28 protein-coding genes are annotated in these 25,705 nt (G+C 58.1%); 17 read left to right on the top strand and 11 right to left on the bottom strand.

Annotation, left to right across the window (positions count from 1 at the left end; genetic code table 11):
* Positions 1 to 37: 37 nt before the first annotated feature.
* From CLU80_RS26260 to CLU80_RS26250, 3 genes are all read right to left on the bottom strand, one after another.
* Positions 38 to 1,618 carry an aldehyde dehydrogenase (NADP(+)) gene (locus tag CLU80_RS26260; RefSeq protein ID WP_099758846.1) on the bottom strand — a complete coding sequence of 527 codons (1,581 nt, stop codon included), beginning with the start codon at positions 1,616 to 1,618 and terminating at the stop codon, positions 38 to 40.
* A gap of 9 nt (positions 1,619 to 1,627) precedes the next feature.
* Entirely contained in the window at positions 1,628 to 2,620 is a 993-nt protein-coding gene (gene araD1 / locus CLU80_RS26255; RefSeq protein WP_099758845.1) for an AraD1 family protein, read from the bottom strand.
* Positions 2,621 to 2,764: 144 nt separating this feature from the next.
* Positions 2,765 to 4,087 (bottom strand): MFS transporter, encoded by a 1,323-nt coding sequence (locus CLU80_RS26250; RefSeq protein ID WP_038368111.1) that lies wholly within the window; start codon positions 4,085 to 4,087, stop codon positions 2,765 to 2,767.
* A gap of 193 nt (positions 4,088 to 4,280) precedes the next feature.
* Between CLU80_RS26250 and CLU80_RS26245 the strand changes: the two genes are divergently transcribed.
* Positions 4,281 to 6,017, top strand: a complete 1,737-nt coding sequence (locus tag CLU80_RS26245) for an IlvD/Edd family dehydratase (protein ID WP_093437804.1) — start codon at positions 4,281 to 4,283, stop codon at positions 6,015 to 6,017.
* 185 nt (positions 6,018 to 6,202) lie between these two features.
* Positions 6,203 to 6,922, top strand: coding sequence for a FadR/GntR family transcriptional regulator (locus tag CLU80_RS26240; RefSeq protein ID WP_007917986.1), 720 nt, complete (start codon positions 6,203 to 6,205; stop codon positions 6,920 to 6,922).
* A 294-nt stretch (positions 6,923 to 7,216) separates the two neighbouring features.
* Here CLU80_RS26240 and CLU80_RS26235 read toward each other — a convergent pair whose 3' ends face one another.
* From CLU80_RS26235 to CLU80_RS26205, 8 genes are read right to left on the bottom strand one after another with little or no spacing between them, the layout of a single operon-like run.
* The gene (locus CLU80_RS26235; protein ID WP_016987191.1) at positions 7,217 to 7,579 is read right to left on the bottom strand and encodes a Mor transcription activator family protein; all 363 of its coding nucleotides are present in this window, start codon (positions 7,577 to 7,579) and stop codon (positions 7,217 to 7,219) included.
* A gap of 31 nt (positions 7,580 to 7,610) precedes the next feature.
* Positions 7,611 to 7,928, bottom strand: a complete 318-nt coding sequence (locus CLU80_RS26230; protein ID WP_286079787.1) for a hypothetical protein — start codon at positions 7,926 to 7,928, stop codon at positions 7,611 to 7,613.
* Between the two features lies 1 nt (position 7,929).
* On the bottom strand, positions 7,930 to 9,111 hold the full coding sequence (locus tag CLU80_RS26225; protein WP_099758843.1) for an ExeA family protein: 1,182 nt from the start codon (positions 9,109 to 9,111) through the stop codon (positions 7,930 to 7,932).
* A complete protein-coding gene (locus tag CLU80_RS26220) occupies positions 9,111 to 10,874 on the bottom strand; it encodes a DDE-type integrase/transposase/recombinase (RefSeq protein WP_099758842.1) in 1,764 nt (587 codons plus the stop codon). Before CLU80_RS26220 ends, CLU80_RS26225 begins: the two co-directional genes overlap by 1 nt.
* Positions 10,871 to 11,770, bottom strand: a complete 900-nt coding sequence (locus tag CLU80_RS26215) for a hypothetical protein (RefSeq protein ID WP_286079786.1) — start codon at positions 11,768 to 11,770, stop codon at positions 10,871 to 10,873. Before CLU80_RS26215 ends, CLU80_RS26220 begins: the two co-directional genes overlap by 4 nt.
* A 45-nt stretch (positions 11,771 to 11,815) precedes the next feature.
* A complete protein-coding gene (locus tag CLU80_RS26210) occupies positions 11,816 to 12,118 on the bottom strand; it encodes a helix-turn-helix domain-containing protein (protein WP_099758840.1) in 303 nt (100 codons plus the stop codon).
* Positions 12,115 to 12,354: a hypothetical protein gene (locus tag CLU80_RS30420; RefSeq protein WP_286079785.1), complete on the bottom strand. Its 240-nt coding sequence runs from the start codon at positions 12,352 to 12,354 to the stop codon at positions 12,115 to 12,117. The genes CLU80_RS26210 and CLU80_RS30420 overlap by 4 nt, the downstream gene beginning before the upstream one ends.
* Positions 12,355 to 12,362: 8 nt before the next feature.
* Positions 12,363 to 12,599: a DNA-binding protein gene (locus CLU80_RS26205; RefSeq protein WP_038361110.1), complete on the bottom strand. Its 237-nt coding sequence runs from the start codon at positions 12,597 to 12,599 to the stop codon at positions 12,363 to 12,365.
* A gap of 219 nt (positions 12,600 to 12,818) precedes the next feature.
* Here CLU80_RS26205 and CLU80_RS26200 point away from each other — a divergent pair, with 219 nt between their 5' ends.
* From CLU80_RS26200 to CLU80_RS26125, 15 genes are all read left to right on the top strand, one after another.
* Positions 12,819 to 13,148: a hypothetical protein gene (locus tag CLU80_RS26200; protein ID WP_286079784.1), complete on the top strand. Its 330-nt coding sequence runs from the start codon at positions 12,819 to 12,821 to the stop codon at positions 13,146 to 13,148.
* Between the two features lie 17 nt (positions 13,149 to 13,165).
* Positions 13,166 to 13,579 carry a hypothetical protein gene (locus tag CLU80_RS26195; protein WP_286079783.1) on the top strand — a complete coding sequence of 138 codons (414 nt, stop codon included), beginning with the start codon at positions 13,166 to 13,168 and terminating at the stop codon, positions 13,577 to 13,579.
* A gap of 78 nt (positions 13,580 to 13,657) precedes the next feature.
* Positions 13,658 to 14,209 (top strand): hypothetical protein, encoded by a 552-nt coding sequence (locus CLU80_RS26190; RefSeq protein ID WP_099758837.1) that lies wholly within the window; start codon positions 13,658 to 13,660, stop codon positions 14,207 to 14,209.
* Positions 14,210 to 14,459: 250 nt separating this feature from the next.
* Positions 14,460 to 15,023, top strand: coding sequence for a hypothetical protein (locus tag CLU80_RS26185; protein ID WP_099758836.1), 564 nt, complete (start codon positions 14,460 to 14,462; stop codon positions 15,021 to 15,023).
* Positions 15,024 to 15,173: 150 nt separating this feature from the next.
* Positions 15,174 to 15,479 (top strand): DUF2730 family protein, encoded by a 306-nt coding sequence (locus CLU80_RS26180; RefSeq protein ID WP_099758835.1) that lies wholly within the window; start codon positions 15,174 to 15,176, stop codon positions 15,477 to 15,479.
* Complete coding sequence (locus tag CLU80_RS26175; protein WP_038369258.1) at positions 15,476 to 15,769, top strand: VpaChn25_0724 family phage protein; 294 nt, start codon at positions 15,476 to 15,478, stop codon at positions 15,767 to 15,769. Before CLU80_RS26180 ends, CLU80_RS26175 begins: the two co-directional genes overlap by 4 nt.
* Before the next feature lie 2 nt (positions 15,770 to 15,771).
* Complete coding sequence (locus tag CLU80_RS26170) at positions 15,772 to 16,323, top strand: phage protein Gp27 family protein (protein ID WP_099758834.1); 552 nt, start codon at positions 15,772 to 15,774, stop codon at positions 16,321 to 16,323.
* Positions 16,320 to 17,927, top strand: a complete 1,608-nt coding sequence (locus CLU80_RS26165; RefSeq protein ID WP_099758833.1) for a hypothetical protein — start codon at positions 16,320 to 16,322, stop codon at positions 17,925 to 17,927. Before CLU80_RS26170 ends, CLU80_RS26165 begins: the two co-directional genes overlap by 4 nt.
* Positions 17,924 to 19,417 (top strand): DUF935 domain-containing protein, encoded by a 1,494-nt coding sequence (locus CLU80_RS26160; protein WP_099758832.1) that lies wholly within the window; start codon positions 17,924 to 17,926, stop codon positions 19,415 to 19,417. The genes CLU80_RS26165 and CLU80_RS26160 overlap by 4 nt, the downstream gene beginning before the upstream one ends.
* A 1-nt stretch (position 19,418) precedes the next feature.
* Positions 19,419 to 20,246, top strand: coding sequence for a phage head morphogenesis protein (locus tag CLU80_RS26155; protein WP_099758831.1), 828 nt, complete (start codon positions 19,419 to 19,421; stop codon positions 20,244 to 20,246).
* Between the two features lie 168 nt (positions 20,247 to 20,414).
* Positions 20,415 to 20,891 (top strand): phage virion morphogenesis protein, encoded by a 477-nt coding sequence (locus CLU80_RS26150; protein WP_099758830.1) that lies wholly within the window; start codon positions 20,415 to 20,417, stop codon positions 20,889 to 20,891.
* Between the two features lie 120 nt (positions 20,892 to 21,011).
* Complete coding sequence (locus tag CLU80_RS26145) at positions 21,012 to 21,770, top strand: hypothetical protein (RefSeq protein WP_099758829.1); 759 nt, start codon at positions 21,012 to 21,014, stop codon at positions 21,768 to 21,770.
* Positions 21,771 to 22,137: 367 nt separating this feature from the next.
* Entirely contained in the window at positions 22,138 to 23,709 is a 1,572-nt protein-coding gene (locus CLU80_RS30415; protein ID WP_286079782.1) for an HNH endonuclease signature motif containing protein, read from the top strand.
* A 442-nt stretch (positions 23,710 to 24,151) separates the two neighbouring features.
* Positions 24,152 to 25,348, top strand: coding sequence for an S-type pyocin domain-containing protein (locus CLU80_RS26130; RefSeq protein ID WP_099758826.1), 1,197 nt, complete (start codon positions 24,152 to 24,154; stop codon positions 25,346 to 25,348).
* Positions 25,349 to 25,366: 18 nt separating this feature from the next.
* Positions 25,367 to 25,705, top strand: coding sequence for a DUF6572 domain-containing protein (locus tag CLU80_RS26125; protein WP_099758825.1), 339 nt, complete (start codon positions 25,367 to 25,369; stop codon positions 25,703 to 25,705).

Genomic DNA, 25,705 nt, shown 5'->3' with positions numbered 1-25,705 from the left:
CGAGCAGGCTCGCTCCCACAGGGATATTGGCTGGCAGTTACAGCGCGTCGCGTGAGGACTTGCCGTCAACCAGGCGCTGGATGCGCAGCGGGTTGGCGTTTTTCAGCGGCTCGGGCAGCAAGCTGTCCGGGTAGTTCTGGAAGCACACCGGGCGCAGAAAGCGGTCGATGGCCAGCGTACCGACGGAGGTGCCGCGTGCGTCGGATGTCGCCGGATACGGCCCGCCGTGCACCATCGAATCACACACCTCGACACCGGTCGGATAACCGTTAAGCAGGATCCGCCCGACCTTCTGTTCCAGCAACGGCGTCAGCTCAGGGAAACGTTCAAAGTCCGCCTGCTCGCCAATGATCGTCGCGGTCAGTTGCCCATGCAGGCCGTGCAATGCGGCACTCAGTTGCGCCTTGTCCGCCACTTCGACAATCACCGTGGTCGGGCCGAACACTTCTTCCTGCAGCACTTCATCGCCATCGATCAACAGGCTCGCATCGGCCTTGAACAATTGCGGCTGAGCCTGATTACCCTGCTGCGGATTGCCGGCCAGATGCTCAATGGCGGGATGCGCCAACAGTTTCTGCAAGCCATTACCGTAGCTGCCGAGGGTGCCGGCGTTGAGCATGGTTTGCGCCGGTTGATCACCGATCAAACCCGCAACCTGCTGCACGAACGCGCTGAACTCTGGCGAGCGGATGCCGATGACCAGGCCCGGATTGGTGCAGAACTGACCGCAGCCCTGCACCACTGAAGCAGTCAAGTCGCGGGCAACCGTTTCCGAACGCTCGGCAAGTGCCTGCGGCAGGACGATCACCGGGTTGATGCTCGACATCTCGGCAAACACCGGGATCGGTTGCGGGCGCGCAGCGGCCATGTCGCACAGCGCACGTCCGCCTCTGAGCGAACCGGTGAAACCGACCGCCTGAATCGCCGGGTGCTTGACCAGCCATTCACCGACGCCACCGCCGTAGATCATGTTGAACACACCGGCAGGCATCGCGGTTTTTTCGGCTGCGCGGATCAGCGCATCGGCGACCAGTTCTGCTGTAGCCATATGACCGCTGTGGGCCTTGAACACCACCGGGCAACCGGCGGCCAGCGCCGCTGCGGTGTCGCCGCCGGCCGTGGAAAACGCCAGTGGAAAGTTGCTTGCACCGAACACCGCGACAGGACCGAGGCCGATGCGGTATTGGCGCAGATCAGGACGTGGCAATGGCTGGCGATCCGGCAACGGCAGATCAATCCGCGCACCGTAGAAATCACCCCGACGCAGAACCTTGGCGAACAGACGCATCTGCCCGCTGGTGCGTCCGCGCTCGCCCTGAATGCGTCCGGCGGGCAACGCCGTTTCGCGGCAGACCACGGCGACGAAATCATCACCGAGGGCATCCAGTTCATCGGCAATTGCGTCGAGAAACTGCGCGCGGCGTTCGGCGCTGAGGCTGCGATAGGCCGGGTACGCGGCAGCGGCAGCTTTGGCCGCTGCGTCGACTTCCTCAACCGTGGCCTGAATGAAATCGTGCGGCAACTGTTCGCCCGTCGTGGCATCGACGGAGTGCAGTTTGACGTCGCCAGCGGCGCTGCGCTGACCACCAATGTAGTTGTGACCGAGAATCTGAGTCATGGGATCTCCTTAAAGGGTGCCGATGCTGTCCGGTTCAAATGCCGCTGGAACCGGGACGATGCCGTTGACCAGCGGTGCACCGAATTCGGCCTGGCTGATTTCGAAGACGTCGCCCGGCTGCGTGCGGATGCCATCGGCGAACGACAGGGTCGCGGTGCCGAAGAAATGAATGTGCACATCCCCCGGACGCAGGAACTGGCTGTACTTGAAATGGTGGTATTCGAGGTTGGCGAGGCTGTGGCACATGTTCGCCTCGCCGCTGAGAAACTCGTTCTGCCAGAGCAATTCGCCGTCACGCAGGATGCGACTGGTGCCTGCAAGATGTTGAGGCAGTTCACCGGTGCGAAGTTCCGGGCCGTAACTGCAACTGCGCAATTTCGAGTGCGCGAGGTACAGGTAATTCTTGCGCTCCATGATGTGATCGGAGAACTCGTTGCCCACCGCAAAGCCCAGGCGATAAGGCTTGCCGTCGTTGCCAATGAGGTAGAGGCCGGCCATCTCTGGTTCTTCGCCAGCGTCTTCAGCAAACGGCGGCACCGGGAACGGCTGACCCGGGCGAACGACGATACTGCCGTCGCCCTTGTAGAACCATTCTGGTTGCACACCGGCCTGCCCCGCCGCCGGTTTGCCGCCCTCCACACCCCATTTGAAGATGCGCATGGTGTCGGTCATCGCCGCTTCGTCGCCGGCCTGCTGGTGCATTTTGTCCCGCGCCGAGGCGCTGCCCAGGTGAGTCAGGCCAGTACCGCTGACCAGCATGTGCGCCGGGTCCGGATGGTCAAGGGGCGGCAGGATGCGTAGTTGCGACAGCAACTCGGCGTAGTCGTGGCTGATGCCGAGGCCGAGGGTTTGCACTTGCTGTTCCAGGGTGTTGCCGGCTTCGATGGCGGCGAGCGCCAGCTCGCGCACGCTGCGCGCGTCTAGCACTTCGCGCACCAGATCGTTGTCGACCACGCCGACGCGGCGTTCGCGGTTGCTTAATTCGAATTGAACCAGATGCATGATTTTCTCCTGTGTTATTCGAAACACCGCCGCCCTTTGTATGAGTGAGCCTGCTCGCGATAGCGGTGTGTCAGTCGACATTTTTTTTGCTGATACACCGCTATCGCGAGCAGGCTCACTCCTACAGGGGCCGGTTTTGGTCAGTTAGGTTCGGGTAGCGCCACGGGCGCTGGCGGCGAATTGGTCGACTGGCAGGACGTGTTTGCGCTCAAGTACGCGATAGACAACGCCCGTCAGGATCAAGCCAAACACCATCACGCCCGACAGGAAATACAATCCCGAAGCCAAATTGCCGGTGTACTCCTTCAACGCCCCGATCACGAACGGCCCGATGTACCCGCCGAGATTCCCCACTGAGTTGATCAAGGCAATCCCCGCCGCCGCACTCGCGCCGGCAAAGAAGCGCCCCGGCAAGGTCCAGAACACCGCCGTGCAGGAAAACAGCGCAAACGCCACCAGACACAACGCCGCCAATTGCGCCACGGGCAGCGACAGCCACGCACTCAGGAACAGGCCAATCGCGCCCAGCACATACAGAACAGCCAGATGCCCGTAACGATCATTCAAACGATCGGAACTGCGCGGCACGATCAGCAAGCCGATGATCCCGAAGATATACGGCACCGACGACACGAAACCGGTGACCAGATCGCTGCCGCCAAACTGTTTGATCAGCGTCGGCAGCCACAGACCGAGGCCATAAATGCTCAACGTCACCGGCAGATAAAACAGCGCCAACAGCAACACACGTTTGTCTTTCAGCGCATGCAGCGGATTGCCGTGGCGGGTCTGGCCGTACTCCTGCAGATCCTTTTTCAACTCACCGGTCAGCCAGTCTTTCTCGGCTTGATCCATCCATTTCACTTGTTGCGGGCCGTCCGGCAACCAGCGCAGCACTGGCCAGGTCAGGAGGATCGCCGGGGTGCCGATGACGATGAACAGCCACTGCCAGCCATGCAGACCGAGGACGCCGTCCATGCCGAGTAAGCCGCCGGACACCGGGCCGGTGATCATCATCGCGATCGGCTGGGAGAGGATGAACAGGCCAAGGATCTTGCCGCGATGGCGCACCGGGAACCATTGGGTGATGTAGTAGAGAACGCCGGGGAAGAACCCCGCCTCGGCCGCGCCGAGCAGAAAGCGCATCACGTAGAAACTGTGCGGGCCCTGAACGAAGGCCATGCCGATGGTGATCGCGCCCCAGGTGATCATGATCCGCGCGAACCAGCGCCGTGCGCCGAAGCGTTCGAGCATCAGGTTGCTGGGGATTTCGAGAAGGAAGTAGCCAATGAAGAACAGCCCGGCGCCGAGGCCGTAGGCGGCGTCGCCGATACCGATGTCGGCACCCATGTGCAGCTTGGCGAAGCCGACGGCGGAGCGATCCACATAGGCGATCAGGTACAGCAGGATCAGGAAGGGAATCAGTTTCAGCGTAATGCGCCGGATTAGCCGCAGTTCCTGGCTCATGAGATCGGTCTCCGATTGTTGTTTTTATAGAACCTCGGGGGACGCCTCTCACGGAAAACCGCCAGGGCCATCCCTCCGTCGAAAACGACTATATAGTATTACTAATTCACCAACAACACTTCCAAACCTAGGATTTTGCGCTTAGATTAGGCCGTAGCTGGAACACTATAGTCATACAATAAGAGAATCGATCATGTCTGATAAGAAACCCACCCTGCGCTCCGCCCAATGGTTTGGCACGGCCGACAAGAACGGCTTCATGTACCGCAGCTGGATGAAGAATCAGGGCATCGCCGACCACCAGTTCCACGGCAAGCCGATCATCGGCATCTGCAACACCTGGTCGGAACTGACCCCGTGCAACGCGCACTTCCGCCAGATCGCGGAGCACGTGAAACGCGGGGTGATCGAGGCCGGTGGTTTTCCAGTGGAATTCCCGGTGTTCTCCAACGGCGAATCGAACCTGCGCCCGACCGCCATGCTCACTCGCAACCTGGCGAGCATGGACGTTGAAGAGGCCATTCGCGGCAACCCGATCGACGGCGTGGTGCTGTTGACCGGTTGCGACAAAACCACCCCGGCGCTGCTGATGGGCGCGGCCAGCTGCGATGTGCCGGCGATCGTCGTCACCGGCGGGCCGATGTTGAACGGCAAGCACAAAGGCAAGGACATCGGCTCCGGCACGGTGGTCTGGCAGCTCAGCGAGCAGGTCAAGGCCGGCACCATCACGATTGACGATTTCCTTGCGGCCGAGGGTGGCATGTCGCGTTCGGCAGGCACTTGCAACACCATGGGCACGGCGTCGACCATGGCCTGCATGGCGGAAGCACTGGGCACTTCCCTGCCGCACAACGCGGCGATCCCGGCGGTGGATGCGCGACGTTATGTGTTGGCGCACATGTCCGGTATGCGTGCAGTGGAGATGGTTCGCGAAGACTTGAAACTGTCGAAGATCCTCACCAAGGAAGCCTTCGAAAACGCTATTCGTGTGAACGCAGCTATCGGCGGTTCGACCAACGCGGTGATTCACTTGAAAGCTATCGCTGGACGCATCGGTGTCGAGCTGGATCTGGATGACTGGACGCGCATCGGGCGCGGCATGCCGACCATTGTCGATCTGCAACCGTCGGGGCGTTTCCTGATGGAAGAGTTCTATTACGCCGGTGGTTTGCCGGCAGTGCTGCGGCGTCTCGGTGAAGCCAATCTGATCCCTAACCCGAATGCACTGACGGTGAACGGCAAGTCGATCGGCGAGAACACCAAAGATGCGCCGATCTATGGCGAGGACGAGGTGATCCGCACGCTCGACAATCCGATTCGCGCCGATGGCGGGATTTGTGTGTTGCGCGGTAACTTGGCGCCGCTGGGTGCTGTGCTCAAACCGTCCGCCGCGACGCCGGAATTGATGCAGCATCGCGGCCGCGCGGTGGTGTTCGAGAACTTCGACATGTACAAGGCGCGGATCAACGATCCGGAACTGGAGGTCGATAAGGATTCGATTCTGGTGATGAAGAACTGCGGGCCGAAGGGTTATCCGGGCATGGCCGAAGTCGGCAACATGGGCTTGCCGGCCAAGTTGTTGGCCCAGGGTGTGACCGACATGGTGCGCATATCTGATGCGCGGATGAGCGGCACGGCGTATGGCACCGTGGTTTTGCACGTGGCGCCGGAAGCGGCGGCCGGCGGGCCTTTGGCGACGGTGCAGGAAGGCGACTGGATCGAGCTGGATTGCGCCACCGGGCGGCTGCACCTGGATATTCCGGATGCCGAACTGGCGGCACGCATGGCCGATCTGCAGCCGCCGCAGCAGTTGTTGGTGGGCGGCTATCGTCAGTTGTACATCGACCACGTGCTGCAGGCGGATCAGGGCTGTGACTTCGACTTCCTGGTAGGTTGCCGAGGCGCTGAAGTGCCCCGTCATTCTCACTGATCACACAAATCCCTGTGGGAGCGAGCTTGCTCGCGAAGACGGCGGTACATTCAACAGTTATGTTGTTTGACCCACCGCTTTCGCGAGCAAGCTCGCTCCCACAGTTGTTCTTTACCCGCCTCAAGATTGCGCCGTGCCTGCTATGATGCGCGGCATCTCCATCGCTCAGGATCGCGCCACTCCCCATGGATTACCGCAAACCTTCCGACCGCAAAAGCATGCATTCGCGCATCGTCCAGGAACTGGGCATGCAGATCGTCTCCGGACGCTTCTTGCCCGACGACAAACTGCCCGCCGAAGCCCTGCTCTGCGAGGAGTACGCGGTCAGCCGGCCGGTGTTGCGTGAAGCCACGCGGGTGCTGGTGGCCAAGGGGCTGGTGTATTCCAAGCCTCGGGTTGGCACGGTGGTCAAGGCCCGGCGCGAATGGCACATGCTCGACCCGGACGTGCTGCACTGGCTGATGCAAAGCAGCCCGCAGAATGAGTTTTTCAATGTGCTGACCAGTGTGCGCAGCATTATCGAACCGGCGGCTGCCGCTCTCGCCGCTCAACATGCGACCGAGGCTGATATTGCCGCGATTGGCGAGGCGTATCAGCGCATGGAAGCGGCGCCGACACCGGAAGCGTTGTTGCAGCCGGATCTGGATTTCCATAGCCGGATTGCCGATGCGACACACAACGACTTGTTGGCGAACCTGTGCAATATGTTGTCGGTGGCGATTGCCGAGGCGTTGAAGCATTCGAATCAGCGGCCGAATCTGCATGAATTGGCGTTGCCGCGGCACAAAGCAATTCTGACCGCCATCGAAAACCGCGATGCCCTGGGTGCTCGGCATGCGACGTTGGTGCAGCTGGATGATGCGCGTAGTGCACTAAGTGTCGTGCTCGGAACAGAACTGTCTTAACGCTTGAATCCTCTTGCCCTCACCCTAGCCCTCTCCCAGAGGTAGAGGGGACCGACCGGGGGATATTTAAGAACTACACCGACTTGAACAATTTGCAGTGAATCCATAATCGACTTGTTATCTCAGATCGAATGATTTGCTTTAAATCCATAATCGAATCGGTATTTCATGTTAACGCGTGACCTAAATCATACCCAAAACGCGCGATAAACCCGACCCATTCCGGTCCACCCCGACCCAAACCGGGACACCCCCTGCAATTCCATTGCACCCAGCGCAACAAAAAACGCCCCGTCAGTCATCAACCGACGGGGCGAACATATCCACCTGACGACGCGCCACCTCATCCTTGCGCACCGCCTTCACGATCTTATAAATCCACTGCAACGACACCGCATACTTCCTCGCCAGATCACTATGATTCGTCCCATTGAACTCCTCAAAAATCTGCCGATCTCGCCGACTAAGCTTCCCCGCCAGCCCCATCGGAAAATAGACATTCTGCCCACCCCAATGCGCCGCCATCCGATCGGCCACCTCTTTAGCCACATGCCGAGCCGCCTCATCCTCCATCGACACCAACTCAACCAACGAAGCCGCCACATGCTCCGTCAAATCAACCAACAACTCCGGCCCCTTACTGCGCAAGCCACTCATACCCGTACCGCCGCACGCTCGGGGCCAACAATCATTGCACTTGCCCCCTGGCCAACGTCAGCCAAACCACATCCACCCCACGAACCGTCACCGCATTACACGTGAACTGCCCCGCAGACGAATAGCGAATCCCACTCAAACAATCCCCGAACCGCACCACAAACAAATCAGCACAGTCCTCATCAATCACCACCTTATTCTCTAGTAGCACCTGCTCCTTGATCCCAATGCCGGCCCCACGCAACTCCCGCACCAGCTCATTAAAAGCCGACAGCATGATTGGAAACCCCTCAGCCAAAATGCTCAGCGGCACACACCTCAACCGGCTGGTCAGATTCAAAGTCTCCAAATCACACCCCCTTGATGACATCAGCAGACACCTTCGGCACACCCAACTGCACCGCCAAATTCATCGCCGCAATCACCAGATTCCCGATCGCCAACGGATAAAGCAGCGAAACCGTCCCATCCCGCCCACCATGCCGAGTCGGCTGAGACAACCGCGCCACAATCGCCTCAACCGCGCCAGGCTCGATGACATCCCCCAACGCCTTACCCACCCGCTCAAACCGAAACCTCAAAAACTCCCCCAGCCGCGAACCATCAACCGGCCCCAGCACCAGCCGCTCACAGCGCTGCACCACCTCCCGCACATCCGCATTCCGCTCACTCAACTTCACCCCCAACTCCGGCTGGCCGATCATGATGACGCTCACCAACTTCGTGAACCCCACCTCCAACTCCAAAATCCGCTTCAAATGCTTCAGCGTCGGCACCGGCAAACTGTGCGCCTCCTCGATCACCAGACAATGGCGATACCCCGCCGCATGCGATTCCTTCAACGCCCGATGCAACTGAGCAAAGCGCGCCTCAGGACTACTCTTCGGCCTAGCCAACGGCGCCACAGCCGCCATCATCGACTCAGCGATATGCGTACTCTTTAGCGACTTCCCCTTCGAATCGTTATCCTCAGACGCCAACACATAAGGCTCAATAATCAGCACCGGATCATTATTCTCAGCAAGCCGATTCACCAGATCCCGGCGAAGCGTACTTTTGCCGGCCCCCGATTCCCCCTCAACCGCCAAAAACCCACCGTGCCGAGCCGTCTGATACATCGCCTCCCGCACATAGCGAATATCCGGACTCACCCACATATCCTGGGCACACTGCAACTCATCAAACGGATCACGAAACAAACCAAACGCCTTACGCGTAGCGGGTTGAAGCGATTGCTTAGGCAACAACATCGAATCGTCCTCCTTGGACAGCACAACCACAGCAGCCGGAACCTCGGCCATCAAACACGGCACAACCGCCTCATCAAAAGCGCCCGCAATCGCAGCATCATTCGCCCCACAATCCGCCAGAAAAGAGCGAATACGACCCCGCAACACCTCACCATCCAACGTGCGCGGCCAAAGATTGTGATTCACCAACTGCGCCACCGCCGCACTGCTCACACACAACGACTGCGCCAGCGCCGCCTGAGGCCGGCCCATCTCCTGCAAAATCCCTTTCAACTTCAACATCACACACCCCCAACCGAACCGAACGGCCCACGCCTGACCTCAACAGGCCGCTTCAACTCAGCCTCAATCGCCTCAAGATCCTCCTCCGGAACACCCTGCGGAAAACGCTCCAACAACCAGCCGTAAGACTGCGGCGACCACAACTGACCCAACCTCGGCCGCAACCACTTCGCCGCCTCAACCACACTCAACGGCGCCACCTCAACCGTCGGCGCCTCCACATTCAGCGTCGAACCGCGACGCGGCAGATAAGCCGGCAACACCGTATCCTTCACATACTTAAGCGGATCCACACGCCCACCAAACGGCACCGCCTTCGCCTTACGCGCAGCCAGCGCTTCCGCCTCCGACTGCGTCCCCGTCGCCAACTGTTCCAACACCTTGCGCGACACCTGCGCCGGCGTCTGCGCATGCTGTTTAAACTGCTCACCAATCACCGCCGCCGACTCAGCAAAGCCAAACGCATCCACCCCAATCCGCTCGATCACGTGGAACCGCTCACGTCCGTCATCACCCACCAACACCGCAATCGCCGAATCCTTATCCCGCCAGCAATTACGCGTCACAAACAACTTCTCACCGACCATCACACCCGGCACCGAACTCACATCAAACGACGCCCCGCGAAACGACACCCGCAGCAAATTACTCACCTTGCGGTACTCCGGCGTACACACCGCCAACTCCCGGCACACCTCAACACTCGGCGCCAACCGCAACTGCTCAGGCGTAATCAACTGCCACACCCCATACCGACTACGGCGCGTGCGCGTATGAATCGAGGTTGAATTGAAAAAACGCATCCATTGCGTAGCCCACGCATTAATCTGCTCAAGCGTCTTCGCCGGCTGAAACTTCAACGCACTCTCAAACTCCCGCTCAACCAAATTGTGCGCCTGCTCAACCTGGCCCTTCGCCCGCGCATTACCGACCCGATTAATCACCAAATCAATCGACAACACCCGGCACAAATTGCGGAAAATCCCACTCGTCATTGCCGCCCCTGGGTCCGTCATCAACACCCAAGGCACCCCGTGAAAAGGATCCGCCGCACCGCGTTTCTGCATCGCATTAATCAACACACTGCACAAATTCTCGGCCGACTCCGCCCCCAACACATACTCCACATACAGCGTCCCGCTCGTATGATCCGTCACCACATACCGCCACAACCGCTGGCGCTCAATCCGCTTAAGATTCGCCGGCTTCCCCTCATAAAACTCAGCCTTATGCATCACCCGCGCACCGTCATCCGCCAAATAGAACTGCGTCGAAATCGACGCATCCACCTGCCACACATGATTAGGATGCAAACTGGCCAACGACACCGCCGGGGCGTCCTGCAACAACTGCGACGGATGCAACTTATAAGCATGCAACGCCCGGCAAATCGCACTGCGGCTCAACGGGCGAAACACACCCGTCAACTCATCCACACGACCCGCCGTAATCAACCCATTACTGCGCAAGCGCTCAACCGCCCGTACAATCGTCGACAACTGCTTGTTATTCGCCCGAATCGACTCCAACAACATCGCCGAAATCAACCGAGCCTCCTCAATCGGCAAAACACTGCTGCCCGCATCCCGACGACGCTTACGCGGCTTCGCCACACACACCGACTTCAACAGCCGTTGCAGAGTAGAAAGCGACACCCCCAGCTCCGAAACACCCGCCGCATAAATCGCCGAACGCTCGCCATACACCGCCGCATCCAGACGGCGAGCAATCTCCATCAACTGCTGAGCTTGAACAGGATTCATCCCTCAACCTCCGCAGCCGACAACCAAACCGCAGCACCATCCGCCGCACCCAGCAAATTGAACTCACTGCGAACCACGCCCAGCGTCGTCTCCAACTGCCCAATCAACCCGGCCTTAAACACCCGATGATCCTCACCGTCACACGCCAGCGCCGCCAACTTCGCAAACCCCTCCCGCAGCGGCCCCAACACACAACACTCCGCCTCGAAAGCAATCGCCGTCACCTCCGCGCGCAACGCCTTCGCCACCTCATCGGCCGGCATCGCCTGCACCTGCTGGCGGGAACACTCCAGCGCCCGGCGAGCGCCATCCAACTCACCGGACCGCTTCGCCAGCAACTCACTCTGCGCCGAATAATTCGCCGTAGCCTCCTCAAGCCGTCGACCTAACACCGCCGTCTCCCGAGCATGCTGGCCGATCAACTCCTCAGCCAACTCAACAAACGCCTCCTTATCGCCGGCCTTGGCCACCTCAACCAGCGCTGACTGCTGGTCCTGCGGCAACTGGCGAAACTGGCGCAACTCGCGATAGCCAAATCCCATCCGCGACATCGAATCCAGCGCCTCCTCACCGAAAGCCCGCACATTCGCAATATCGCGATCCACCTGATCAACCGAGCGCCCCAACAGGCCGCAAAACTCCTCCCACGTCCCACTCAACACCTGCGCACCGTGCGGACTTTTACCCCCGGCAATCGCTCGATAAAGCTTCTTCTCCTTCACAAACGCCAACTTCGAAATCCGCACCGTGCGGGAAAACGCCTCCAACGCACCCGCCATCAGCGACTGGCCCAACAACTGATTCACCACATCCCGCTCATCCCCATGCAAAGCCTGCAACGACGCCATCGCATTCTGATCAGCCGTCAACCTCGCGCCATCCAACGCCGGCAACACCAACGCCTCAGCGCAAACACCCTTGCTCCGTGCCATACCGCCTCCTTAAACCCTCGAACCCGCGGCAATCCGCAGATTGATTTCCTGCATCCGTCCCGTCAAACGCGCCATGTGCTCGGCATGCGCCTGCGCCATCTGCAACACCTTCACCGAATGAGCAAAACGCCCGTTATCCAACTTCAGCGCCAAACCTTCCTCAATCAACGTCTGCATCGCCCGCGTGATATTGCTCGGACTGTCCTGCGTCAACACCGCCAACTCCGCATTACTCAAGCCCGTCACCGTGTGCCCCTTCAACGCCAACAGCACACGCAACACCCGAGCAGACGCCGACACCGGCCGACTCATCGCAACACCCAAGCAAAAGCGGTCAAACACAACACAGCACGCACAACAAAATCAGGTAAATTGCCCCCCTCAAAACCGAAGGCCCGCACCCGCCACCTATTAAGCAGCCCACGCGTCACCGCAAAAAAAGTGGCAAATAGTGTGTTTTTTGTAGGAAAACTCTCTTTTTCATCCGCGCGCAGTCTCGGCAAACAAATAAAAGCGGTAGATTCCCCATAACCGATATGATTTTTCATCCAGAGCCTCACGCCACAAAACGCGAAGACTCAAGAGCCGACGCCGGGTCCACACAAATCTCCCCGGCCTTAAGCCCCAACTTGATCGCAATCTCATGCGTCTGACCGCGCACACACTTCTTGCGCCCACCCAACACCTCAAACACCAGGTTGGGCGAAAAGCGATTCGCGATCGCCCACTGAGTAATCGAAACACCCTTGGCCCTAAGCTCAGCTTTAGCCTCATCCGCAGTACGTAGCGTCATAAAATCCCTCCGGGGAAACAGCACCCGCCTTGGTGCCGATAAAGTTGCCGTTCGTGGTCGGACGGTGTGAACGAATGATGGAACCGAACGGTTCCCATGTAAAAGGATTTTGGTAACCGAATGGTTTCCTTTTGTGAGCGACTACGCGGCGAGCGGACACGGCTAGGCCTCAACCAAACCGACTTCGCAGCCCTGGCCGGCGTAACCAAAAAAACCCAAATGCTCTACGAAGCAGGCGACCGCGTCCCCGACGCCCACTACATGGCCGCCATCGCCCAAGCCGGCGCCGACCTCTACTTCATCATCACCGGCCAAAAAATCCTCGTCCCCAGCGCCGGCGCAGCAGCCCCCACCTGGGCGCCCATCGACGGCGAAAAACTCGGACGAATCATCGAAATGCTCGAAACCGCCGCCAAACAAGCCGGCCGGCGTTGGCCATCAAAAAAACTGGCCGAAGTGGCCGCAGAGATCTACAACGCGCTGGGCCACGAACAACAGTTCGACCAGCCCCGCGTTGAGCGCATATTGAAATTGGTAATAAATCGCTGAAATAGCAAAGGAGAACTATGCCAAGCGAGGACGGAGACCTGGTCAGCAAACTATCAGCCAGGCTTTCAGAGGAAATACAAAACCTCCCCATGGATGGAAAAGACCATCAACTCACGATCAAAATCAAAGGCAACCGCGGCCAAATCAACCTCGGCCACCACACCCTCAAACACCCACCACCCCAAACCAGCGAACGACAGTGCCTGCACTGCGACCACAACCCCCAAGACGACATTGCCGCCCATAAAAACGCCCTGACACAGCAACACAACAACCACCGGCTCATCCTCAAAACCTGCGTAGCCTGCATCGGCATCGCCGCCCTCAGCTACTCAATCAAAGACCACCTGCCCGAAGCCCTCAAAACCTACGCCCTCATCGCCACAGGCGTATTCGCAGGCCTGGCCTTCATGCTCGTCGCATCCCACTAAACACACCAACAACAGACGGTGTCACCACCGTCGCCCAAGCAGCACCCACGGACGAAACGCCCCAAAAAGGAAGCACCAATGGACCAGAATAAAAACAACGCAAAAACAGAAAAAACCATCGCTCAAAAAGTCTCGACAGCAGTGTCATGGGTCATCGTCGCCGCCAGCGTTTGGTATTGGCTCAGCCCGAACGACCCCATCCCAGTGAAACCAGCCGTCGCCCAATCGGCCGAACAACAGCAGGCGCCCACCGTCTACACCAGCGCCAGCCCCCAAGCCTTGGCCACCGCCACCCAATATTTGGCTGATCTCGACAACGCCATGACACAGGGCCTGCAGATCCTCAAAGCCAACAACCTCAAAGACCTATCGGCCCACAGTCAACGCTTCAAAGCCCTGGGTGAAACCGGTCAGGCGCAGTTCGGTCGTTCCGTATTCGAACCGCTGGGCCACTGCGCCGCAGCGGGAATTTTCGCCAATAGCTGGTGGCAGGCTAAGGTCAGCGCAATACGTCAGAACGGTGGGGAAGCCGATCCAAGCACGGCCTATGCTCATTTGGATCAGTATCAAATCAATCGAAATGAATGCTTAAACCTTTTAAATCCAGCAGAGAAGGCCGTACCGGCGTAAGGAAAAGATACATATTTCGACGGGATCAAATTAGAGTGGATCTCGCCTCAACACCAAACCAAGAAAGGAGTCATCAATTGAGCAAGGACAACAGCGGTAGCCATGACAAAAATAAAGATCAAGGTCGTGGCAGCAGCAAATCGGATAAGAGAGATCCACGTCCGATTTTCGAAGACCACAACAAACGTGGGCATTCTGACGTGGTAGACACTCTCTCTCCGCCAAAGCGACCAGGTCGGAGCAAGTGACAATGGACGCCACAACGGAAGACTTAGCCGACCGTTGGTATGCAACGCTCTTCAGCGTTCGTCGCTCAATTCGATATCACCAACGCCGTCGTTCGTTTTTTGACCGGTTAGATAAAATATCTAACATGCTGTCATTGATATTCGGCTCCGTTGCGGTTTATGGCACGCTTCAAGACAACTCAAAAGACATCGCACTCATAGCCTCCGGCCTCGTAACCGTTTTTGCTTCCATAAACTTAGTGCTCAGCAGCGCCACACGTGCCAGAGATCACACAGACTTTATGCGCAAGTACGTGGAATTAGAGAAGCTGATGCTCGGTGCTGAATCGGAACAGCTTTTGCTCGAAGTAGCAGCCAGACGACTCTCCATCGAAGCAGAAGAACCTCCCGTTTTGCATGTCCTGAATGCCATCTGCCATAACGAAACAATGCGCGCGATGGGATACGCGAAGGAAGACCTACCCAAAATCGGCCCACTCCAGAAACTCGTCGCTCAGTTATTTGATTTATGTGAGAGCGACATACAAAACCCGAAAGCCAAAGATCCTCCCCAAACCGCTCCCTAAACCCAATTAAAAGCCCTCCAACCCCACGCCGCCCACCATAGCGGCGTGAGTATTTCTGGCCCCCGCAAACCCCGGGGCGCCCTGACCGGAGGCAACCCCCATGCGCCCGCAATCCCCCCGCAACACCCCCGACACCCCGCGGGGCACCCCATGACCCACCAAGACCTCATCACCGGCCTGCAAATCGCCGAATGGCTCATCCTCGCCACCCTCAGCCTCTACACCTGGCTCGCCAAACGCCAAGCCGCCAGCGCCCACCAACTGCTCCAGCTCAACACCCGCATCGTCGCCCTCGAAGAACACGTCCGCCACCTCCCAGACCAAAGCGCCATCGCCGACCTGCTCGGCGACATGAAAGCCATCCGCGCCGAACTCACCGGCGTCAAAGACGCCCTCAGCCCACTGGCCCGCGCCCTCGACCGCATCAACGACTACCTGCTGCGAGAAAAACCATGAACACCTACACCGACTACCTGCGCCACGACATCCGCCTCGTCCTCCTGCGCCTGCTCGCCGACATGCCCGGCTACCGCGCCAACAGCTCCGTCCTCAACACCGCCCTCGACCACCACGGCCACAGCACCAGCCGCGACCAGACCAAAACCGAACTCCACTGGCTCGCCGAACAGAGCGCCATCACCCTCAACGACATCGGCCCCATCCTCGTCGCCACCCTCACCGAACGCGGCCAAGACATCGCCGCCGGCCGCGCCCGCGTCCCCGGCATCCAACGGCCGGGCGCCTGACCATGGCCGGCAAATCCACCATCAACCGCCTGCCCACCGACGTCAAAGCCTACCTGCACAAACTCCTGCGCGAAGACCGCCACACCCTCGACGCCATGCTCGCCGACCTCCAAGCCCGCTTCCCCAGCGCAACGCCGCCCAGCCGCAGTGCCCTCAGCCGGTTCAAAATCGGCTTCGACCAACTCACCGACAAAGCCCGCCAACAACGGCAAATGGCCGAAGCCTTCGTCGGCGCCTTCGGCGAAGACGCCACCGACAAAACCGGCGTTCTCCTCATCGAAGCCATCTCGACCCTGACCTACCAAGCCGCCCTCGGCGCCCACGAAAAAGACGACATCACCATCGCCGAAATCAGCGCCTTGGCCCGCGCCGCCAAAGCCACCATGGAAGCCCGCACCCTCAGCGTCAAAGAACGCCAAGCCATCGAAAACGCCACCCGCCAACGCCTCCTGCAAGAACAAGCCGCCGCCCTCGACAACGCCGTCAAAGCCAAAGGCATGACCGAAGACCAAGCCCAGTACTGGCGCCAAACCTTCCTCGGCGTCAAACCATGACCCCATCCGCCAGCACACTGCGCGTCGTCGAGTGGGACGAACTGCCGCCCAGCGTCCGCCAGATCCCCGCCGACTACCACCCACAAGCCCAAGGCCTGCTCATGGCCCACCAAGCCCAATGGCTCGCCATCCACGCGCAAATCAAACTCTGTGAAAAAGGCCGGCGCACCGGCATCACCTTCGCCGAAGCCCTCGACAGCGTCATCACCGCCGCCTCCCAAAAAGCCGCCGCCGGCATGGACTGCTACTACATCGGCGACACCAAAGAAAAAGGCCTCGAATTCATCGGCTACTGCGCCAAATTCAGCCGCGTCATGGCCCAAGCCCAAGCCGCCGGCGCCAGCCAAATCGAAGAGTTTCTATTCCAGGACCAAGACGAAACCGGCCACACCCGCCACATCAACGCCTACCGCATCCGCTACGCCTCAGGCTTCAAAATCGTCGCACTCTCCAGCAACCCCGCCAGCGTCCGCGGCCTGCAAGGCAAAGTCATCATCGACGAAGCCGCCTTCCACCGAAACGTCAGCGCCGTCCTCGACGCCGCCACCGCGCTCCTCATCTGGGGCGGGCGCATCGTCATCATCAGTACCCACAACGGCAAAGCCAACGCCTTCAACCAAATGGTCAGCGACATCCGCGACAAACGCTACGGCGACAGCGCCCAGGTCTACCGCGCCACCTTCGACGACGCCGTCGCCAACGGCCTCTACGAACGCGTCTGCTACATGGCCGGGGAGCCGCCAACAGCCGAAGGCAAACACACCTGGTACAAAAAAATCCGCAACGCCTACGGCCCGCGCAAAGCGCAAATGCGCGAAGAACTCGACGCCATCCCCCGCGACGGCAACGGCGTCTGCATCCCCGGCGTCTGGATCGACGAAGCCATGCGCCCCGGCCGCAGCGTCCTGCGCCTGGCCCTCGACGACGCCTTCACCCAACAACCCATCCACCGCCGCGAAGCCTACGTAACCGACTGGATCGACCGCCACCTCAGCCCCGTCATGCGCCAAGCACTCGCGCCAACCCTGCGCCACTTCCTCGGCATGGACTACGCCCGGCACCGCGACTTCTCCATCATCTGCCCCATGTCCGTCGACCAGACCCGGCACCGCGACATCCCCTTCGTCATCGAACTGCACAAAGTGCCCACCCGCCAACAAAAGCAAATCCTCTTCCACCTGCTGCGCGGGCTACCACGCTTCATCGGCGCCGCTCTCGACGCCACCGGCAACGGTGAAACCCTCGCCGAAGAAACCGCCGACACCTTCGGCCACAACCGCATCCACCAAATCAAAATCAGCCGCACCTGGTACGGCGCCTGGATGCCCAAATTCGTCCAACTCTTCGAAGACGCCCACCTCACGCTGCCGCGTGACGATTCCTTACACCAAGACCTGCGCGCCATCGAAACCATCGACGGCATCCCCATGATCAGCAAAGCCCGCCAACAAGACCTCAAAGACCCCGACCTTTACCGCCACGGCGACTTCGCCGGCGCCGGCGCCTTGGCCCACTTCGCCACACTCGAAGTCGCCTGTGGCCCCATCACCGTCAAATCACGGCGCCCACGCCAGGGCCCACGCATCACCCAAGGGTACGCATGAACAACCAAGGCCTATGGATCAGTCCCACCGAATTCGTCAGCTTCACCGAAGCCAAACGCAACCCCGCACTCAAGCGCCACATCGCCACCCGCAGCCGCGCCGAAACAGCCACCTTCGGCGCCCACCTGCCAAACCCCGACCCCATCCTCAAAGCCCAAGGCAAAGACATCAAGGTCTACCGCGACCTGCGCAGCAGCGCCCTCGTCGGTGGCAACATCCGCCGCCGCAAAGCCGCCGTCCTCTCACTCGAGCGCGGCCTTAAACGCGGCGACGCGAGCCCCAAAATCGAACGTTTCATCAGCGACTGGCTCGCCGACCTCGACCTCGATCGCATCCTGCGCGAACTGCTCGACGCCCCCTTATACGGCTACCAACCCCTCGAACTCATGTGGCAGCCCCTCGGTCGGCACCTCGTGCCTCAAGACCTGCTCGGCAAACCCGCCGAATGGTTCTACTACGACCAGCACAACGCACTGCGCTTTCGTGCCAAAGACGCCGGCCCCGACGGCCAACCCTGCGACCCGCAACGCATCATCGTCGCCCGCCAAGACGCCACCTACGCCAACCCCTACGGCTTCCCCGACCTCAGCATGTGCTTCTGGCCCGCCACCTTCATGCGCGGCGGCCTAAAATACTGGGTTCAATTCACCGAAAAATACGGCAGCCCCTGGGTCATCGGCAAACACCCACGCGGCGCCACCGACGACGAAACCAACCTGCTGCTCGACAGCCTCGAAGCCATGGTCCAAGACGCCGTCGCCGCCATCCCCGACGACGCCAGCGTCCAAATCATCGAAGCCGCCGGCAAAGCCGGCAGCGCCGACGTCTACCGCCAACTGCTCGAGTACTGCCGCAGCGAAATCAACGTCGCCATGCTCGGCCAAAACCAGACCACCGAAAAAGACAGCAACCGCGCCAGCGCCACCGCCGGTGCCGAAGTCACCCAAGACATCCGCGACGGCGACGCCAGCATCGTCACCGCCGCACTCAACGCCTGCATCCGCCACGTCGTCGACCTCAACTTCGGCCCCCACATCGCCGCCCCCGACTACCAACTGTGGCAACAAGAAGAAATCAACAAAAGCCTCGCCCAACGCGACAAAACCCTCACCGAATCCGGCGTCAAATTCAGCAACACCTACTGGCAACGCACCTACAACCTGCAAGACGGCGACCTTCAGCAAACCCCAGCCACCCCCAACACACCGGCCTTCGCCGAACCCGCCCAAAGGCCAGCACCCGACCAAACCGCCCTCGACCGCGCCATCAACCGCCTGCCGCCCGAAACCCTGCAACAACACACCGAGCAAGCCATCGCCCCCTTGATCCACGCCCTGCAACAAAGCCCCGACCCCACACACGCCCTCGGCCTACTCGCCGAAGCCCACCCACACATGGACAGCCAAGCCCTCCAACAACACCTCACCCAACTCAACGTCATCGCCAATACCTGGGGCCGCCTCAGCGCCATCGCCGACAGAGAAGACTGACATGGCCACCCACACCAACACCCTCAACCCCCTCGACCTCCAAGCCATCTTCGACCTGGAACCCGCCAACGCCATCGCCTACCTAAAAGCCAAGGGCTACGCCATCACCTGGCACTGGCAAGACCAACTCGACCACGCCCACCAGCAAGCCTTCACCGTCGCCAAAGCCATGCGCCTGGACCTGCTCGCCGACATCCGCGCCGCCCTCGAAACAGCCCTGCAACAAGGCCAAACCCTCAAACAATTCACCGCCCACCTAACGCCCACCCTGCAAGCCCACGGCTGGTGGGGCAAACAAATAATCGTCAACACAGAAGGCAACGCCGAACCCGTCCAACTCGGCAGCCCACGCCGCCTCAAAACCATCTACCAAACCAACCTGCAAAGCGCCTACATGGCCGGCCGCAAAACCAGCATGGAAGCCACCACCGACACCCACCCATACTGGATGCTCGTCGCCACCCTCGACGGCAAAACCCGCCCCAGCCACCGCGCACTCCACGGCCAGGTCTTCCGCCACGACGACCCCATCTGGCAATTCATCTACCCACCCAACGGCTTCAACTGCCGCTGCCGCGTCGTCGCCCTGACCGAAGCCGCCGTCAAACGCAGAGGCCTCATCGTCCAAACCAGCCAAGGCCGCACCTTCACCGAAACCATAGAAACCGGCCTCAACAAACACACCGGCGAAATCCGAACCGCCACCGTCACCGGCCTACGCCTCACCAACGCCCAGGGCCACAACATCACCTTCCGAACCGACCCCGGCTTCAACCACGCCCCCGGCACAGCCCCAAAACAAACCACCAACGACTACCCACCCAACTGACACACCCCATCCCCCTGTAGGAGTGAGCCTGCTCGCGATAGCGCACAACCAACCACCGCAACACCAAAGCCGAACCCTCACCCCTGTAGGAGCCGGCGAAGCCTGCGATCTTTTGATCCTGACTAACCAACCCACCCACAAACCCATCACCCAAAAACAAAGCCCCCCATGCTCACCATCGAACTGAAACACCAACACCTACAACAAACCCTCAGCCAAATCGAAAACGCGATCGGCAACCTCACACCCCTGATGCAATCCATCGCCGCCGAACTCGCCAGCCAAACCGAAGAAAACTTCGAACACGAAGGGCGTCCCGAATGGCCCGAGCTCTCCGATGTCACCACTGAGAAACGTGCAAAGCGCGGCCACTGGCCGGGGCAGATGCTGCAGGTCAGCGCTGCCGGTTTGGCGGCATCGATAACCACGCACGCAACCGACAGTTCGGCCATGGTTGGCAGTAACAAACCGTATGCGGCGATGATGCAATTCGGCGGGGACCGGGCGGACTTTCCGTCCCTATGGGGAGACATACCGGCTAGGCCATATTTGCCCATGGATGCTGACGGCAGTCTGGAGACTGAAGCGGATAAGTCCATTCTCTGCTTAGTGTTGGCTCACTTGAAAGAAGCAGCACGTCGCTAGAGTGTTACCCAGCGATCGCAATTCCAGGCAACGAAAGGAAAGTGCTCCGCGCCGTTGCGCTTCGATTGATCTGAGCTAATGTCAATATGACATTGCGCTCCCTTAGATTAAGGACAATCGATGAAAACGCTTATCGGGCTTATCGGGCTTAGCTGCATTCTGAACGGTTGCGCAAGTGGTACAGCTGACCAGCCGACAAGGGTCATAGTAAACCCGTCTCCTATCTGGCCTTGGGACCAAAAGGACAAGGACAACAAAGACCTTCTCAATGATTGCCGTACATCGAAATGCAGCGACAACGATATGTTCACAGCGATGCTTGCGACAGGCACGTACTGTAGGCAGGTCAGCAATTATTATGAGAACGGCGGGAACATCAACTCCGGCACTCGATTAGCGGTCAAAGTGCTCGGTGTGCTGGCGGGAAGCGTCTTTGGGATCACCGCAGGTGGATCAGCAGCAAAGGCTTGGTCAGGCTTATCGGGGGCAACCAATGGTATTCAAGCTGACTTGAGCGACAACGCATCCTCCCGATCAAATCGAGCACGCATCGTTAGCAAAATTCTTGCGGATTATAATGTGGAAGTAAAAGCGTTACTCAGTGACAAGGATGCTACGTTACAAGTGCGACGGCAGATTGTATGGGCATCTATTAACACGTCGAATCGTTGCGCAACTGAAGCGGAAATAGAACCTGAGAATGCGGCGAAAAAAGTAGAGGCGCAAGTCGCTGAGATAAAGAAAACGATTCAGGACAGCAAAGACTCCCAGGCTGCCGCTGCCGCTGCCGCTGCCGCTGCACCAGCACCAGCACCAGCACCAGCACCAGCACCAGCACAGCCTATTCAGATTCCAGAGAAGGCTCCAGCTAAAATCTGATACACCTTGGGAGCTACTGAAAGCTCGCAGCTTCAAGCGGAAGAAGACGCCCTAGATTTGGCATTGGCCCAATCGGGAAGCCACTACCACTGGGATTAGCCACTTCATCGAAGAGAATTCCCCAAATCGGAAACGTAGGGTAGGCTATGGCCACTTGCCACATCATGGACGAATGGGATTCATATGGCTCATCTTTTTTACGCTGGTAACGGCCCACAATGTGTTGCATCAAGCCATAAAGAGTTTAAAAAGTACCACCTGCCAGAAAAGTCAAAAAACCACATAGACTGCACTATTTCACATACTGCGCACTTGCCTTTTACCGCCCATATAAATTGCCGACTACAAAATAACAGTGGTTTCCAAGATGACAAAAATACTTATTAACGAGTATGAAGCAGCTCTAAAATTCGATCTGTCGCCGACACTGCTGCGCTGGCTTACTTCAAATGCAATAATTGACAAGGTCAAAATAAGCTATCAAGAGCGCAATGAAGTTTATTACTATGACCAAGATGAACTTGCCCACTTAAATAAAAAGATGGAAGGAAAGTGGCCAAAAACTGCCAAGGGACAAAGGCCCAATATTCCAGAGGGAATAAGGCGTGAAATCAGGAGTGAAGCGAGAAGCGCTTGCCCTGTCTGTAACAAGAGTCACGGCGAAATTGCGCATATTGATTGCGTCTCTGCCACCCACTGCAATCATCCTAAAAATTTAATATTCCTATGCCCTGATCATCATACGGAATATGACAACGCTCGAATTCCCGCAAACATCGACAAAGAAGAAATATTGATACTTAAGAAGGGTCTTAGGATAGTTCAACGGCAATTATGGAAGCTTAATGGTAATCTAATAGAGTCATATTTGGCAGGACTTAACGCTGCCAAGTCTCTATTGGATATTCATGACGTTGTCCGCAAAATCATACCGAACGATGAATTTCAACGAATTTTGGAGAGAATCGCGGCCTCCACAGAGTCGTATTCCGATACCGAAATCGATCATGCCAACTTTAAGAATTCTAAATTTCTGAGCTCGGAAATCGACTCATATATAGAACAAAACCAAGAGCACATATGTCCTCTCTGTGAAGGTCATGGCGCTACCCATTTTTTTGATACATGCCCCGTATGTTTAGGCGCCGGAGATATAGATCCGGAAACTAAGGATCATATTGATCTATCTGCCTATGAGCTTGTTAATTGCCATTTATGTAGTGGCTCCGGCATGCACAATGGCGAGGATTGTCCCGCATGCGGAGGTAAGGGACAGGTTTCTCAGGGTTATTACGACAACCATGATTGGTCAATGTACGATTTGGTTACGTGTAAGCTTTGTGAAGGTAGCGGTCAGTACGACGGCTATAATTGTCCTCCTTGTGGTGGTGAGGGCGAAGTTACTCAAAGCTTTTATGATTACAATGATTGGTCAAAATACGATTTAGTCGCATGCAGTCTCTGTGATGGTAGCGGCTTACATGACGGCAATAATTGTCCTGCGTGCGATGGCAAAGGCGAAGTCGCTCAGGGTTTTAACGATCATCATGATTGGTCCAAGTATGATTTAGTCACATGCAGTCTCTGTAATGGTAACGGCCTGTATGACGGTGAAGTTTGTCTTCCGTGCGACGGTCGAGGCGAAGTTACTAAGGGTTTTCACGATTGCCACGATTGGTCAATGTATGATTTAATGGCGTGTAAACTCTGTGATGGAACCGGCTTGTATGATGGTTATAACTGTCCCCCTTGCCGTGGTGATGGAAAAGTAAGCGAGAGCTTTTTCTACGATCATGATTGGTCAAGATACGATACGGTAGAGTGCCAGCTATGCAAGGGCGAAGGACGTTATCATGCAAATGAGTGCATTCCATGCAGCGGAGAGGGACGAGTCTCCCAAAGATTTAATCGAAATCATAACTGGAGACAATATAAGTAGGCTGATTTTGCGCGCAAAGATCTGGAAGCTCAGAACCCATCTTGATTATGAGCGCAAAGATACTACTTGTATTTTTAATATTGGCGGTCTTAGTAAATAATAAGCGAGGGGGGGGGGTTAACAATTCAAATTCCCCCTTTATTACTACTCCTCGAATAGAATGCGGGGCCCATGGGTAACCACTTCGCCCCCCCTTCATTACCCATTATTAAGGAGTCGCGGTTTTTTTCGACTTTTGCGGCGGAGCGCAACACTACGAACTGGCTCCACAGGACAGGCGAGCGCACGGAGTCTGGGCCTAGCAAATCACCTTGAATGTGAGGTTTATGGACCGCTTACGACCGAAGCCCGCCACATCAAATCAAAATGCCACTAATTGCCACTCAAAACACCCCCTGTCACCCTGCACCCCGTTCAAAGGATCAGGACAAGGAATCAAGGATTGAGTGGCTACGTCCCCAACCCACCCAAGGGTTACCGCAACACCGGCGTTGACCCCGTAGACATCAACGCCCAACACTGGGCGCAATACAAAGACCTCCCACCAGCGCCAGACACAAAACCCACCCCCATGGGCTGCGTCTTCGCCAAAAGCTGCAACCTGCCCGACGGCGAAATCAACCACACCAACCCCGCAGGATTCGTCCCCGTTGAAAAACTGGCGGACTACGGTCTATGGGCCGTACTCGCCACAGGCGCAGCAATCACCGCCGAAGGCGCCTCGCTCCAGTTAGTCGGCGGCTCCACAACCGGCAGCGCCATCGCCCAACGACTAGGCGGCTCCCTCGCGCTAGGTTTACTTGAGGGTGCAGGTACATTGGCAGCAGGCGCCGCCGTCGGCACCGTCGCGTTATTAATGCCCAATACCAGCCTCGCCCCCGACAGCGCCTTCTACAAAACCGACCAATACGCCACGCTCGAAACCGGCCGCACGCGCGTCCGCGTCAACGTGAAGACCCTGCCAGACGGCTCCGTCAACGCCTACGGCTTCTACACCGGCGGCAAAAAGGACTGGGAAAATGTCCCCGTCATCAAAGCGGACAAGAGCGGCGAAAAATACATCGCCAACATAGGCAACGGCATAGGCCTTACCTGGACGCCCGCAGCAAGCCCAGACGGAGTACTGGGTATCCCTGCACTCGAAGGCGCGCCCCAATTACCACCGGTATGGGTATACCCGCCGACAGCACAGTCAGACACGCTTCTGGCCAACCCGGCGCATCCACCCGAGTTCCAGGACGCAATCATCTGGTTCCCCGATGACGCGGGCCTAGAACCCATCTACATCGTGCTCAGCACACAGCTAGAGAAGAACAAAGCAGCAGGCGCCGCCTTCGAAGAAGAGGCCTACAGCGGCTTTTCCGAAGAAATGGAAGAATCCGGACAACAAGTCACCATAAAAACAGAGAGCGGCACCCGAACCCGCCTCGATATGATAGGTAGAGATGCAAACGGCGACATCGCGTGCGTCGAATGCAAAGCCTCCGAAACGGCACCACTGACCCGCAATCAAAAGCGGGCATTCCCGGAAATCGAACAGAGCGGTGGGCGCATCATGGGCAAGGGCAAACCCGGCTTCCCCGGCGGCACCCAGATCCCGCCCACCCGAGTAGAAATCCTGCGGCCGCCGCAGAAATAACGGAACCAAGGAATAGATATGTCAGTAACAGACGCCAAAATTATCGACATGTGGGGCATCCCAAAATGGGACAACAACAAGATTATCCTCGGCATCGCTGACCACCTCGAATGGGGCGATAAGACCCAACAGGGCGAGCACCTGCGGGTACTTCAAGAGAAAATTAACAACTACATCGCCTTCATCGAAAGCGGTGAAATCTACACCGAGATACCTGGTGCACTCGGCAAATCACCTGTCATCCGGGTTCAAGGCAAGTACGAGTTACCTGAGCAAGGCGAGTTATTCATTGATCGCGTTGCGGAGACACTTAAGGACGTGGGTATAGGATTCGAGTTCGTGCTTAAAGCGGATTGA

The organism is Pseudomonas sp. 29 (assembly GCF_002754355.1).
GTDB lineage: Bacteria > Pseudomonadota > Gammaproteobacteria > Pseudomonadales > Pseudomonadaceae > Aquipseudomonas > Aquipseudomonas neuropathica.
Note: the sequence above shows the minus strand (reverse complement) of the source record. Positions and strands in the feature narration are given on the sequence as shown.